Origin of the sequence: Streptomyces sp. NPDC021622, from assembly GCF_040640795.1 — a bacterium.
Lineage (GTDB): Bacteria > Actinomycetota > Actinomycetes > Streptomycetales > Streptomycetaceae > Streptomyces.
The window spans coordinates 437,300-450,560 of sequence record NZ_JBFACK010000005.1 but is presented as its reverse complement, the minus strand read 5'-3'; the positions used below and the strand labels follow the sequence as shown (position 1 = coordinate 450,560).

The following is a 13,261-nucleotide window of genomic DNA, read 5'->3' as shown; positions in this document are numbered from 1 at the left end:
GTCGGCTCGGGGCGCCCCCGCGTTCGTGGGTCAGATTCCGGCCGCCACCACGCCCTCGCGCAGCAGTGCGTGGTGGCGGTTCTCGCCGAAGAGTTCGCCGATCGTCATGCCGGGGAACTCCAGCGGTTCTTGCCTGCCTTCGAGTTGTACGCGGACCCGCCATGTCGTGTCCTTGTGTTCCACCAGGACGTCGGCGTACTGCCGTGTCGGCGATTCGATGCCCAGCACGGTGGGGCCGCCGTGGGGTCCGTACTCGCGGAACGAGGCGATGAACGGCAGTTCCTCCAGGAGGTGGGCCAGGTGCGCCCAGGCCGGTGAGCCGGGCTGTGGGGTCCATCCGGTCGCGGCTCGCTCGTGGTCGTCCACGGGTACCTCACCGGACTCGCCGGTCAGTGGCCGCGGGTCGGGTTCGGCCAGGTGACGAAAGGTGAACGTGCGTGTCTCCAGGTCGAGTTGGGACAGTTCCGCTCCCAGTGGGCCGCCCTTGAAGACCATGTCGGCCACGTCTTGGAGGAGCGCGGCGGTGGCCGTGTCCTGTGCGGTGTCGGTGCCGCTCGGTGGATTCCCGCCCAGGGGTTCGTACGAGCCCACCGTGTACGTCTGGTGCGGTCGTCGCTTGCCGCGTCCCATCGGCGGAGCCTCCCGTCATGTGCGGATGCCGCCACGGGCTGCTTGCCCGCGGCGGCATCCACGCTACTCAATGGGGTGCGCTCGTGATCAGGAGGCGAGGGCCAGGCGGCCCTTCTTCTCGACCAGCGGCTTGTAGGTGAAGACGGTCTGCTCGCCGCTATCCGACGCGTTCAGCGCCGCCGTGTTCAGCGGCGCGGTGGACGTCCTGGGCCTGAACTTGGTGTTGACCCAGGTCGGGCACTTGACGCTGCCCTTGCAGAATGCGGTCACCGCGCCGAAGTACGCGAATCGGGGGCCTCCGCCGGCCGTCATCGTCTCGTCCGTGGCCAGCAGCATCTTCCGCCGGTCGACGACCTTGCAGCCACCCGGCCCGCACTTCACACGGTGGGCCCATCCGGTGAGGTTGTAGCGGTGTCCCCTGACGGGGTCGATGTTCGGCGACTTGGCCAGCCAGCCGATGATGCCGTACTTGGTGATGTTGTGCTTCTTCTTGATCTTGGTCCAGCCCCAGCCGACCATCTTTCCGTTGCTCTTGCGGTAGTACTGCCCCAGACGCAACGGCAGTTGATGCTGCTTCGAGCGGGAGTAGTCGAACTGCTTGAGGACCTTGTACTTCGACGAAGCCTGCACCGCGACGTCCTGCGCCGACTGCGCCGAAGCGGCCGTGACGCGGTCGTCCTTCGCACCGCTCTGCGCGGCTTGCGCCGGGGCAACCCCAGCCGCTGTTCCCCCATTGTCCTTTTGGGCACTGCCCGTTCGGGCAATCAGCCGGAAGACGGAGGTGTGCCTGGGCGTTGTCTCCAGGCATGAAGATCAGTGAGGCTTCCAGAGTCAGCGGCGTGAGTGCGCGGTCGTTGCGGCACTACGAGCAGGAAGGCCTGATCGTCCCGGGTCGTTGCAGCAATGGGTTCCGCGACTACTGTCAGTCCACGGTCGACCGGGTGCTCGTCATCCGCTCGCTGCTTGAGTCCGGGCTGCCGGTGCGGTTGATCAGGGAACTTCTGCCCAGCCTCACTGACGAGCGAGATGTCGGCACGGATGTGGATGGGGTGTGCGAGGAGTTCCTGCACGAGGTGCGGAGCTATCGCGATCGGCTCGCCGCGCGTATCGCCGTTCTCAGCGATCAACAGGCGGCACTCGACGCCTACTTGCGGGAAGCCGGTGGCGCGGATCGATGATTCGCCGCTCGATCTTGAAAACTTGACCTTGACCTTGACGTAAGTGTGAGACTCCTACGTTCAGCACATGGAGATCAACGAGCAGCACCCTGCTGAGCAGACCGTACGAGCACTGGTCCAGCGGTCACATGGCGGACCGAAGGACCTGACCCTCACGACCGATCAGCGCCGCCCCGCCGCGGGGCCCGGCCAGTACCTGATCCGCGTCGGCGCCGCCGGAGTCAACTTCGCGGACGTCATGCAGACGCACGGAACGTACGGCGGCGGGCCGCAGGCACCCTACGTGGCGGGCTTCGAAGCCGCCGGCGAGATCGTGGCCGTCGGCCCGGACACCGAGAGCCCGCTTCAGCTCGGCACCCACGTCGTCGGAGCCGGCCCGGGCGCCTTCGCGCAGTACATGACGATGCCGGCCGCGGGTGTGCTCCCGGTGCCTTCCGGCTGGAGCGACGCCGAAGCTCTCGGCCTGGTGCTGAACTGGGCCACCGCCCTGGCGGCACTGAAGCCGCTCGGCGAGATCAAGAGCGGTGACGTGGTGCTCGTTCATGCCGCGGCCGGAGGCGTGGGGCAGGCCGCCGTCCGCCTCGCCCGCCACTACGGCGCACGCGTCATCGCGACGGCATCACCGGCCAAGCACGACACGGTCAAAGCGCTCGGCGCCGACGAGGTCCTGGACAGCCGCCGCCCCGACCTGGCCGCGGAGATCACCCGCCTGACCGGCGGAGTCGACCTGGTCCTGGAATCGGTAGGGCAGGCCACGTTCAAGACCAGCCTGTCGGTCACCAGACCCTTCACCGGACGCGTCGTCGTCTTCGGTGCCGCCTCCGGCGACGCCAGTCTGACCACACACGACCTGGTCTTCACCCACCAGGTCCGGATCCAGGGCCTGCACATCGGCGCGCTGGCGACCAAAGCCCCGGCCCTCTACCAGTCGCTGCTGGTGGAGCTCGAGGCGCTCATCACCCAGGGCGTGTACCCGCCCGGCACCCCCCAGTTGCATCCCCTGGCCGAGGGCCCGGCAGTGCTCCGGCAACTCGAAGCCGGCCGGACCCGCGGCAAGCACGCCCTCGATCCCTGGCGCTAGGCCCGGCGTGTGCCTGACCGCGCCCCCATTTTCGTACGTAACATGCGGGCGCCCCCAGGCGTGTCTAGGTCAGAGACAGCCGAACCACGGGACGGACAGATGGACGGACGGGGGACGATGACGACGCGGTCGAGAGAACCGGACCACTCCGCGGAGTTCGACGCGTTCTACGCCGCCACCGCCAAGAGGCTGGTCGCCACGGTCTAGCGATGACCGGCGATCTGGCGGAGGCGGAGGACGCGGTGCAGGAGGCGTATGTACGGGCGTGGCAGCGCTGGGAACGGCTGACGCGGGAGGGGGATCCGCTGCCGTGGGTGCGGACGGTGGCGTCCCGCCTGGCGATCAGCACCTGGCGGCGGACGCGGAACCGGCTGCGGGCGCAGTTCCGGCACGGCGCCGCGCCGGACGTCCCTGAGCTCTCCGCGGACCGGGTGGCGCTCCTTGCAGCACTGCGCGAACTGCCCCCGCAGCAACGGCAGGTGGTGGTCCTGCACCACCTCCTCGACCTCCCCGTCGAGCAGGTCGCCCGCGAGACGGGCGCATCGAACGGAGCGGTCCGCACCCGGCTGAGCCGGGCCCGCAAGGCGCTGGGGGAGCGCCTGACCGACACGACTGCATTCACCGCGGAAGGGGTGACCCGCCATGGCTGAGGTCGAGGAACTGCTGGACGACGTAACGGTGCGGATGCCGAGCGGGGCGGAGCTGCGGGCGCGGGGGCGTCGGCGGACGGTCCGGCGCCGGGCCGCTGTGGCCGCGGCGGTCACGGCGGTGGTGGCGGGGGCGGTGACGTGGGTGGCGATGCCTGGGGACGGCCGGGGGAGGGAGGTGCGGCCTGCGGCGGACGTGGGTGACAACCCGTACAAGACTGACGGAGTGATCCACCTCCTGACAGCCAACCAGCTACCGCTGGACGACGTACGGCACTGGAAGCCGAGCCCCGAGCAGGGCGCCGACTCCCCGCTGCCGGAGCTGTCATTCGGGTCGGACTGCCCTGCGGGTGCACCTCAGCCACACGAGATCGACGGCGTGCGTAACCAGGAGCGGGCCACCGCATCCTTCATCGGCGACCGGCATTCCCGTGCACGCCAGCGCTACATCGAGTACGACCGGCCGGCCGACGCCACAGTCGAACTCGACGCCCTGCGCAAGGCGTTGATTTCCTGCGGCCTCAAGCGACACGGCAAGGCTCCGGGCACGATCTACTCGGGCAAGGACAAGGACGGCCAGGGGATTCTGGTCCAGCTGGACCATGGGGAGCGGTGGACCTCGGTGCTGGAGGTCCGGGGAGTGACTCAGGGGATGAACCCGGGCTGACAGAGGGCTGGGCCCCGCCGGGTCATCCGATGAAGGTGATCTGGACCGGCGCCACCTTCATCTTCGTATGGCAGATGAGGAGCACGGTGAGGGCAGAGGGTGCTGCCGGTCTCAAGGAGTCGGATGACTCCGTCGTCGTGCCCGTACGGGAGTGTCGCGCTCAGCGGGTCCGACTGCGCGTCGATCAAGGCGGCGGCCGACTCCCGGCGTGCTGGGGCAGGTAATGACGCGTACGTCTTGTAGAGCTCCGGGTCCCAGTGAAGGTCGTAGATCACGCAGCGCCCTTCGAGTCGAGACCGGCAGTCTCCCGGAGCTCGGCCGGGGAGACGCGGACGAACTCGGGGGGCAGTTCGCCGTGCTTCTCCACGTAGTCCCGCACCTCGATCGCCCGCTCATAGCCGGCGGTGAGCTCCTCGGCCACCTTCTGCCACTTCGCCGCGACCGCGCGCAGTTCGTCTATCGGCGCGAGGTTCACCTCGGACAGGAACCGCATGCGGGTGGCCGGTGCGGGGATGGCCGTGTCCCAGCTCGAACCAGGTCGCCTTGCCGCTGCCGGGGCCGTGCGTGCAGATGCCCCAGGCGTCGGCGCCGAAGGAGATGAGCTGTATGCCCCGGCCCGTCTCGTCGTCCTCGGCAGGGGTCTGGCAGCGGGGGAGTCCGGGTGCCTCGTCGTGGATGAGGATGCGGAGGTGGTCACCGGGGTTCGCGTAGCCCGCGAAGAGGGTCACCGGGGCCGTGCAGTGTTTGGCCGCACAGGCGTTGATCGCGTTCGTGACGGCTTCCGAGGTCAACAGGACTGCTGTGTCCGTGAGTTCGGTGCGACCCGTTGCGGCGAGGAGGGTGCGGACCGTTTCGCGCGCGGCGCGGACCCATGCGGGGTGGGGCGGGAAGACGAGGGATACGTCGGTGGGGCGGGGATGCGGGTGGGGCTGGTCCTCCATGAGGGCCTCCTCGGGGCGCGCGTCGCGGTGACCGTTGTCCGCCAACTCCCTTGTTGGTGGGGGTACTTCCACTTGCGGCGCGGGTGAGTGGGTCGATCTCGAAGGTAGGCAACGCGTTCTGTCAGGTGCAACCGTTTCCTACGTATGTCACTGGTGTGGGTGATGAACGAACTACCTTGTGGACCAAGGGTGTTCGGCCCGGAAGACTCCGCTGTGAAGGAGGTCAGACATGCCACCCAGGAGTAACCCGAGCGAGCGGCAACGCCGACTCGGCCTCGAACTTCGCAAGCTGCGGAACGACGCGGGCCTGTCCGGCGACCGGGCTGGAGCTTTGTTGGACGCCGACCGTACGCGGATCAGCAACATCGAGGCCGGCCGGATCGATGTCTCCCGCAACCGGCTCTATAAGTTGCTACGGGAGTACGGGTGCCCGGACGGCGCCTACTTCGACGGGTTGATGGAGATGGCGCAGGGGCGGGGGACGGGATGGTGGGACGAGTTCCGCGACATCGTCCCCCGTAGCGCACTGGACCTCGCCGAGTTGGAGGCGCGCTGTTCCAGTATCCGCATGCACGAACCGCTCTTCATCCCGGGCATGTTCCAGACTGAGGACTACGCGTACGCGGTGACCATGGCGACGGGCAAGGACCGGGAGCGCATCGATCGGTACGTCGAATTCCGCATGGCGCGGCAGCAAGTTCTGACAGCCCCTGGGGCTGTGCCGTACCACGCTGTTGTTCACGAAGCCGCGCTGCGTGTGCATACCGGCGGGCCCACGACCATGCGCAAGCAGTTGCTCAGGCTGATCGAGCTGGCCAGGCTTCCCAACGTAACCCTGCAGATCTTCCCTTTCGAGCAAGGTGCGTACGCGGCCTTCAGTCGTCCGTTCATCCTCTTCGGCGGTCCGTCCAGGGAGTTGGAGACCGCCTACCTCGAACACCCCCTGCATTCGGTGTTCCTGGGGGATAGAGAACGCAATGACGAGTACGGCAAAATGTTCGAACGGCTCGCTGGCCTGGCTCACGCCCCGGTCGACCCGGAGTCAGCGCCCGAGTCCCATGATGGCCGGGACTCACTGAGCCTGATCCAGCACGTCATGTACGAACTGTAGGTAGGGAGTCCGATGTCCCAGCTCGCTTGGCAGAAGTCCTCGTTCAGTACCGGCGACAGCGGCGAATGCGTCGAGTTGGCGATCAACGCCGTCGGCGACGTCTGCTTCCGCGAGAGCGACCGGCCCGCCCAGGTTGCCACTACGAACCCAGCGGCTCTGCGTGTACTCCTACGGGGCATCAAGACGGGCGACCTCACGCCCCGTGCCTAACCTCCGCCCCTGGAGCGGCCCGGACGCCCCCTCCGTCCTGGCCGCCTTCTCCGCCCCGGAAATGGCGAGGCAGGCCGACGAGCCGGTGAACTCCATCGACGCGGCGTCCCGTTGGATCGCGCGCCGCGAGGAGGAACGCAACGACGGCACCGCCTACGCCTTCGCCGTGGTCGACGCCGACGACACCCCGCTGGCCAATGTCTCCGTAGGCGCGGTGAACCTCACCCACGCCATCGGCTGGGTGTCCTACTGGACGGCGCCCTCGGCGAGGGGACGCGGCGTTGCGACGTGGGGCTGCGCCGCACTGGCGAGCTGGGCCTTCGGTGAACTCGGGCTGTTCCGGCTCGAGTTGGGGCATCGCATCAACAACCCGGCGTCCTGCCGGGTGGCCCACGGCGCCGGCTTCGCGGCGGAAGGCGTGCAGCGCCAGAAGCTCTCGTATGACGGGGCCCGCTACGACGTGGAGCTGCACGCGCGGCTGGCTTCCGATCCGGTGTGACGCCACGATGTGCAAGGAAGTCCGGCAACCCACGTTATCGACGAGACCAGCACCTACCTTCGCCTTCGTGAAGGCGCGTAACGCATCGCGTGCGCCCCTCTTCTGTCGGAACGCAACTCTGCCAAAGTAGGTCCCCCACCCCTCCAGCCCGGCGGCACGCTGCGACGAACAAGTCCGCACCCGGCGCTCAAGCCTGATGACCCGCCGGGTGGTCCCCGAGAGCCCCGCTTCCAGGGCCGCCCGGTCATCACGCTTCTCGCGGTGGAGGGACGGGTGTCAAGGGTGGAGCGAAGCGGAATCGGCGCAGCCGACGCGACGAAGGAGCGCCCTTTACACCCGGCCCGGAACCGCCAACCTCAGGACAACCGGGCGGCCCCGGCAACATCACCACCGCCGGGTCCCCAAAGCCCCGCCCCCCCCGCAGGGCTTCGCACCCCGCGCCCGCCATCCGGACGTATCCCCGTCGTACTAGCCCCGGAAAGCCGCCTCAAAGATGCGGTGCGTCACCGTTTGGGGTGTATTTGGGCCTAAGTATCTAAATGGGCATCTAGGGACTCAGGCCCGAAAGGGAGGCACTCCATGCGTGGAGCCACGCACGCCAAGTGGGCCGCATGTGCGGTGACCGTCGCTCTCGCGGCGACTGCCTGCGGTGGAGGCGGCGACAGCGGTGGCGGTGGCGACGGCTCCGGGATCGTGGGGTCCTCGTGGGGTGATCCGCAGAATCCGCTGGAGCCCGCCAACACCAATGAGGTGCAGGGCGGCAAGGTCCTCGACATGATCTTCCGGGGTCTGGTGCGGTACGACCCGAAGACCGGCGAGGCCAAGAACATGGTCGCCGAGAGCATCGACACCTCGGACTCGCAGAATTTCACCGTCAAGATCAAGTCCGGGTGGAAGTTCAGCAATGGAGAGGCCGTCACCGCGAAGTCGTTCGTCGACGCCTGGAACTACGGCGCGCATCTGAAGAACAACCAGAAGAACGCCTACTTCTTCGGCTATATCGAGGGGTACGACAAGGTCCACCCGGAGAAGGGGGATGCCACCGCCGACAACCTTTCCGGGCTGAAGGTCGTCGACGACACCTCCTTCACCGTCAAGCTCACACAGAAGTTCTCCACCTGGCCCAAGACCCTCGGATATCCGGCGTTCGCGCCACTGCCCAAGGCGTTCTACGACGACCACGACGCCTGGCTCTCCAAGCCCGTCGGCAATGGCCCGTACACCGTGGACTCGTACGCCAAGGGCTCGAAGATGGCCCTGCGGAAGTGGGACGACTACACCGGTCCCGACAAGGCGCAGAACGGCGGGGTCGATCTCAAGGTCTACACCGACAACAACACCGCCTATACGGATCTGATGGCGGGCAACCTCGACCTCGTGGACGACGTTCCCGCCTCCCAGCTGAAGAATGCCAAGAGTGACCTGGGTGACCGGTACATCAACACCCCGGCCGGGATCATCCAGACGCTGGCCTTCCCCTTCTACAACGAGGCGTGGTCGAAGCCGGAGGCGGCGAAGGTCCGGCAGGGGCTCTCCATGGCGATCAACCGCGAGCAGATCACCGACACCATTTTCCAGAAGACGCGTACGCCCGCCACCGACTGGACATCGCCGGTGCTCGGCGAAGCCGGCGGCTACAAGTCCGGGCTCTGCGGCGACCCCTGCAAGTACGACGCCGACGAGGCGAAGAAGCTGATCAGCGAGGGCGGCGGCATCCCCGGCGGCACGCTGAAGATCACGTACAACGCGGACACCGGCTCGCACAAGGAATGGGTCGACGCGGTCTGCAACTCCATCAACAAGGCTCTCGGCAATGACAAGTCCTGTGTCGGGAATCCCGTCGGGACGTTCGCCGATTTCCGTAGTCAGGCTTCGCAGCAGAAGCTGGACGGTGCCTGGCGCGCTGGGTGGCAGATGGACTACCCGCTGATCCAGAACTTCCTGCAGCCGCTGTACTACACGGACGCCCCGTCCAACGACGGAAAGTACTCGAGCGAGGAATTCGACAAGCTCGTCGACAAGGCCAACGCGGAGACCGACACCGCGAAGGCCGTCTCCACGTTCCAGGATGCCGAGAAGGTCCTCGCCAAGGACATGGCCGTCATTCCGCTCTGGTACCAGAACGGCAGCGCCGGCTACTCGGACAGGGTCTCCGACGTCGAGCTGAACCAGTTCAGCGTCCCGGTCTACAACGAGATCAAGGTCAGCTGAGGCATCGGAAGCGGCCGTCCGGCGAGAGCGAGAACCGCGCCGGGCGGTCGCTTCCACTACTTCCGGAGCCCTCATGGGACGTTATGTGATCCGGCGTCTGCTGCAGATGATCCCGGTCTTCTTCGGCGCCACGCTGCTGATCTTCCTGATGGTGAACGTGATGGGCGACCCCATCGCGGGCCTGTGCGGAGACCGCAAGTGCGACCCCGCGACTGCCGCTCAGCTGGAGAAGGAATTCGGCCTCGATAAGCCCGTGTGGCAGCAGTACGTGACGTACATGGGCAATGTCTTCACCGGCGACTTCGGCACCGCGTTCAACGGGCAGGAGGTCACCGAGCTGATGGCGACGGCCTTCCCGCTGACGATTCGGCTGACCATCGTCGCCATTCTCTTCGAGATCGTCATCGGGATCACGCTCGGTGTCATCACCGGGCTGCGGCGCGGGCGTCCCATCGACACGATCGTGCTGCTCCTCACGCTCGTCGTCATCGCGATCCCCACCTTCGTCACCGGTCTGCTGCTCCAACTGCTGCTCGGTGTCGAGTGGGGGATCATCAAACCCTCCGTCTCGTCGGAGGCGCCCTTCAACGAGCTGATCGTGCCGGGCTTCGTCCTCGCCTCGGTGTCCCTGGCGTACGTCACCCGCCTCACCCGGACGAGCATCGCCGAGAACCGCCGGGCGGATTACGTCCGTACCGCCATCGCCAAGGGACTGCCGAGGCGCCGCGTCATCACCCGGCACCTGCTGCGCAATTCACTCATCCCGGTGGTCACCTTCATCGGCACCGACATCGGCGCGCTGATGGGCGGCGCGATCGTCACCGAGCGGATCTTCAACATCCACGGCGTCGGGTTCCAGCTCTACCAGGGGATCCTGCGGCAGAGCACACAGACCGTCGTCGGATTCGTGACCGTACTCGTCCTTGTCTTCCTGGTGGCCAACCTGGTCGTCGACCTCCTGTACGCCGTACTCGACCCGAGGATCCGTTATGCCTGAACCCAAGGAGCCAGACGGAGCCATCGCCCCGACCGGTGCCGGAGGCGCGATGGACCTCGCCGCGAGCGAGGGCACGACGCTCGAGCAGCAGTCATCAGCCGCCTCCGGCGGACGGGCACCCGGCGGGCCGGAAGGCACGGGCCCATCGGCCCCCGCCCGCAGTCTGTGGTCCGACGCCTGGCGCGAGCTGCGGCGCAACCCGATCTTCATCATCTCGGGCCTCATCATCATCTTCCTCGTCATCATCTCGATCTGGCCCTCCCTGATCGCCTCCGGCAATCCGCTCGACTGCGATCTCGCCAACGCCCAGAAGAGCTCCACGTCCGGGCACCCCTTCGGCTTCGACGGGCAGGGCTGCGACGTCTATACGCGGACCGTGTACGGGGCCCGCGCCTCGGTCACCGTCGGCGTCTGCGCCACGGTCGGCGTCGCGATCCTCGGCGGCGTCCTCGGCGGGCTCGCGGGGTTCTTCGGCGGGGGCTGGGACGCGATCCTGTCCCGCATCACCGACGTCTTCTTCGCCATCCCCGTCGTGCTCGGCGGCCTGGTGCTCCTGTCGGTGGTCACCAGCAACACGGTCTGGCCGGTGATCGGCTTCATGGTGCTGCTCGGCTGGCCGCAGCTCTCCCGCATCGCCCGCGGCTCGGTGATCACCGCCAAGCAGAACGACTACGTCCAGGCGGCGCGCGCCCTCGGCGCCTCCAACTCGCGGATGCTGCTTCGGCACATCGCGCCGAACGCGGTCGCCCCGGTGATCGTCGTCGCCACCATCGCGCTCGGCACGTACATCGCACTGGAGGCGACGCTGTCGTATCTGGGCGTGGGTCTCAAACCCCCGACCGTCTCCTGGGGCATCGACATCTCGGCCGCCTCCCAGTACATCCGCAACGCCCCGCACATGCTGCTCTGGCCCGCGGGAGCCCTTGCGATCACCGTGCTCGCGTTCATCATGCTCGGCGACGCGGTGCGCGACGCCCTCGACCCCAAGCTGAGGTAGCCGCCCATGTCACCCACATCGCCCACGCTGCTCGAAGTGCGCGATCTGCACGTGGAGTTCAGGACCAGGGACGGCGTCGCGAAGGCCGTCAACGGCGTCGACTACAGCGTCAGGGAGGGCGAGACGCTCGCCGTGCTCGGCGAGTCGGGATCCGGCAAGTCGGTGACCGCACAGGCCATCATGGGCATCCTCGACATCCCGCCGGGAAAGATCACCGGCGGCGAGATCATCTTCCAGGGCAAGGACCTCCTCAAGCTCAAGGAGGAGGAGCGGCGCAAGACGCGCGGCGCCGGAATGGCGATGATCTTCCAGGACGCCCTGTCGTCGCTCAACCCGGTGCTCAGCGTCGGCCAGCAGCTCGGCGAGATGTACGTCGTCCACCAGGGGATGTCGAAGAAGGACGCCAAGGCCAAGGCCATCGAGCTGATGGACCGCGTCCGCATCCCGGCCGCCAAGGAACGGGTCGGGCAGTATCCGCACCAGTTCAGCGGCGGCATGCGCCAACGCATCATGATCGCCATGGCGTTGGCGCTCGAACCCTCCCTCATCATCGCCGACGAGCCTACGACCGCCCTCGACGTGACCGTCCAGGCCCAGGTGATGGACCTCCTCGCCGAGCTCCAGCGCGAGCTGCACATGGGCCTGATCCTCATCACCCACGACCTGGGCGTCGTGGCGGACGTCGCCGACAACATCGCCGTCATGTACGCGGGCCGCATCGTCGAGAAGGCCCCGGTGCACGAGATCTACAAGGCGCCCGCCCACCCCTACACGCGCGGCCTGCTGGAATCCATCCCCCGTCTCGACCAGAAGGGCCAGGAGCTCTACGCGATCAAGGGCCTGCCGCCCAACCTCATGAACATCCCGCCCGGCTGCGCCTTCAACCCCCGCTGCCCGATGGCCCAGGACATCTGCAGGACCGATGTGCCGCCGCTCTTCGAAGTGACGTACGAGGGCCTGACCGCCGACCGCCGGAGCGCCTGCTACTTCTGGAAGGAGACGCTCGATGCCGACGCCGACGCCGCAAGGTGAGCACGTCAGCGAGAAGCACCCGGAGGGTGAGCCGATCCTCCAGGTGCGGGGCCTGGTCAAGCACTACCCGCTCACCCAGGGCGTGATCATCCGCAAGCAGGTGGGCGCGGTCAAGGCCGTCGACGGCGTCGACTTCGACCTCGGCCAGGGCGAGACGCTCGGCATCGTCGGGGAGTCGGGCTGCGGCAAGTCGACGGTCGCGAAGATGCTGGTGAACCTGGAACGGCCGACGGCGGGGGAGATCCGCTACAAGGGCGAGGACGTCAGCAAGCTGTCAGGGCGCGCGCTGAAGGCGGTGCGCCGCAACATCCAGATGGTCTTCCAGGACCCGTACACGTCCCTCAACCCCCGTATGACGGTCGGCGACATCATCGGGGAGCCGTACGAGATCCATCCCGAGGTCGCGCCGAAGGGGTCGCGGCGGGGGAGGGTCCAGGACCTGCTGGACGTCGTCGGGCTGAACCCCGAGTACATCAACCGCTATCCGCACCAGTTCTCCGGCGGGCAGCGGCAACGCATCGGGATCGCACGGGGGTTGGCGCTGCGGCCGGAGATCATCGTGGCCGACGAGCCGGTATCCGCCCTTGACGTCTCGGTGCAGGCGCAGGTGGTCAACCTTCTCGACCAGCTGCAGAACGAGTTCAATCTGTCGTACGTGTTCATCGCGCACGACCTGTCGATCGTGCGGCACATCTCGGACCGGGTGGGGGTGATGTACCTGGGCCGGATCGTCGAGATCGGCTCCGACGAGGAAATCTACGAGCACCCGACACACCCGTACACGCAGGCGCTGCTCTCGGCGGTGCCGGTGCCGGATCCCCAGGCCCGGGAGCACCGGGAGCGGATCATTCTCCACGGGGATGTGCCGTCGCCGGCGAACATCCCGTCGGGCTGCCGCTTCCGCACGCGCTGCTGGAAGGCACAGGAGCGGTGCGCCCTGGAGATCCCGGCGCTGGCCGTGCCGGCGGAGTTCCGTGGCGTCGAGGGACCGGCGGCCCATGACTCGGCGTGCCATTTCGCGGAGGAGAAGCAAGTGGTGCCGTAGGGCAGCTTGTGGCTT

15 protein-coding genes and 1 pseudogene are annotated in these 13,261 nt (G+C 67.4%); 12 read left to right on the top strand and 4 right to left on the bottom strand.

Features of this window, described 5'->3' with window-relative positions; translation table 11 throughout:
• Positions 1 to 30: 30 nt before the first annotated feature.
• A complete protein-coding gene (locus AB0G47_RS12920; protein WP_360767852.1) occupies positions 31 to 630 on the bottom strand; it encodes a hypothetical protein in 600 nt (199 codons plus the stop codon).
• An 87-nt stretch (positions 631 to 717) separates the two neighbouring features.
• Entirely contained in the window at positions 718 to 1,260 is a 543-nt protein-coding gene (locus AB0G47_RS12915) for a hypothetical protein (protein ID WP_360767849.1), read from the bottom strand.
• A gap of 176 nt (positions 1,261 to 1,436) precedes the next feature.
• On the opposite strand from AB0G47_RS12915, the gene AB0G47_RS12910 reads away from it, so the two are divergent.
• The 4 genes and pseudogenes from AB0G47_RS12910 (at position 1,437) to AB0G47_RS12895 (ending at position 4,203) form a co-directional block, all read left to right on the top strand.
• Positions 1,437 to 1,808: a MerR family transcriptional regulator gene (locus AB0G47_RS12910; protein ID WP_360767846.1), complete on the top strand. Its 372-nt coding sequence runs from the start codon at positions 1,437 to 1,439 to the stop codon at positions 1,806 to 1,808.
• Between the two features lie 67 nt (positions 1,809 to 1,875).
• A complete protein-coding gene (locus tag AB0G47_RS12905; RefSeq protein WP_360767844.1) occupies positions 1,876 to 2,889 on the top strand; it encodes an NADPH:quinone oxidoreductase family protein in 1,014 nt (337 codons plus the stop codon).
• 117 nt (positions 2,890 to 3,006) lie between these two features.
• Positions 3,007 to 3,539 (top strand): annotated as a pseudogene (locus tag AB0G47_RS12900) (SigE family RNA polymerase sigma factor).
• On the top strand, positions 3,532 to 4,203 hold the full coding sequence (locus AB0G47_RS12895) for a hypothetical protein (protein ID WP_360767842.1): 672 nt from the start codon (positions 3,532 to 3,534) through the stop codon (positions 4,201 to 4,203). The pseudogene AB0G47_RS12900 and the gene AB0G47_RS12895 overlap by 8 nt, the downstream one beginning before the upstream one ends.
• A 271-nt stretch (positions 4,204 to 4,474) precedes the next feature.
• On the opposite strand, the gene AB0G47_RS12890 is transcribed toward AB0G47_RS12895, so the two are convergent.
• Entirely contained in the window at positions 4,475 to 4,696 is a 222-nt protein-coding gene (locus AB0G47_RS12890) for a hypothetical protein (protein ID WP_360768037.1), read from the bottom strand.
• Positions 4,596 to 5,144, bottom strand: a complete 549-nt coding sequence (locus AB0G47_RS12885; protein ID WP_360767839.1) for an ATP-binding protein — start codon at positions 5,142 to 5,144, stop codon at positions 4,596 to 4,598. The genes AB0G47_RS12890 and AB0G47_RS12885 overlap by 101 nt, the downstream gene beginning before the upstream one ends.
• Before the next feature lie 229 nt (positions 5,145 to 5,373).
• Here AB0G47_RS12885 and AB0G47_RS12880 point away from each other — a divergent pair, with 229 nt between their 5' ends.
• The 8 genes from AB0G47_RS12880 (at position 5,374) to AB0G47_RS12845 (ending at position 13,246) form a co-directional block, all read left to right on the top strand.
• Positions 5,374 to 6,255 (top strand): helix-turn-helix transcriptional regulator, encoded by an 882-nt coding sequence (locus AB0G47_RS12880; protein WP_360767837.1) that lies wholly within the window; start codon positions 5,374 to 5,376, stop codon positions 6,253 to 6,255.
• A gap of 12 nt (positions 6,256 to 6,267) precedes the next feature.
• The gene (locus AB0G47_RS12875) at positions 6,268 to 6,465 is read left to right on the top strand and encodes a DUF397 domain-containing protein (RefSeq protein WP_360767834.1); all 198 of its coding nucleotides are present in this window, start codon (positions 6,268 to 6,270) and stop codon (positions 6,463 to 6,465) included.
• On the top strand, positions 6,458 to 6,964 hold the full coding sequence (locus AB0G47_RS12870; protein WP_360767831.1) for a GNAT family N-acetyltransferase: 507 nt from the start codon (positions 6,458 to 6,460) through the stop codon (positions 6,962 to 6,964). The genes AB0G47_RS12875 and AB0G47_RS12870 overlap by 8 nt, the downstream gene beginning before the upstream one ends.
• A gap of 579 nt (positions 6,965 to 7,543) precedes the next feature.
• Positions 7,544 to 9,175, top strand: a complete 1,632-nt coding sequence (locus tag AB0G47_RS12865) for an ABC transporter substrate-binding protein (RefSeq protein WP_360767828.1) — start codon at positions 7,544 to 7,546, stop codon at positions 9,173 to 9,175.
• A gap of 73 nt (positions 9,176 to 9,248) precedes the next feature.
• Positions 9,249 to 10,172, top strand: a complete 924-nt coding sequence (locus tag AB0G47_RS12860) for an ABC transporter permease (RefSeq protein WP_360767824.1) — start codon at positions 9,249 to 9,251, stop codon at positions 10,170 to 10,172.
• Complete coding sequence (locus AB0G47_RS12855) at positions 10,165 to 11,169, top strand: ABC transporter permease (RefSeq protein ID WP_360767821.1); 1,005 nt, start codon at positions 10,165 to 10,167, stop codon at positions 11,167 to 11,169. The genes AB0G47_RS12860 and AB0G47_RS12855 overlap by 8 nt, the downstream gene beginning before the upstream one ends.
• Before the next feature lie 6 nt (positions 11,170 to 11,175).
• Entirely contained in the window at positions 11,176 to 12,201 is a 1,026-nt protein-coding gene (locus AB0G47_RS12850) for an ABC transporter ATP-binding protein (protein WP_360767818.1), read from the top strand.
• The gene (locus tag AB0G47_RS12845) at positions 12,176 to 13,246 is read left to right on the top strand and encodes a dipeptide ABC transporter ATP-binding protein (RefSeq protein ID WP_360767815.1); all 1,071 of its coding nucleotides are present in this window, start codon (positions 12,176 to 12,178) and stop codon (positions 13,244 to 13,246) included. Before AB0G47_RS12850 ends, AB0G47_RS12845 begins: the two co-directional genes overlap by 26 nt.
• Positions 13,247 to 13,261: the final 15 nt, after the last annotated feature.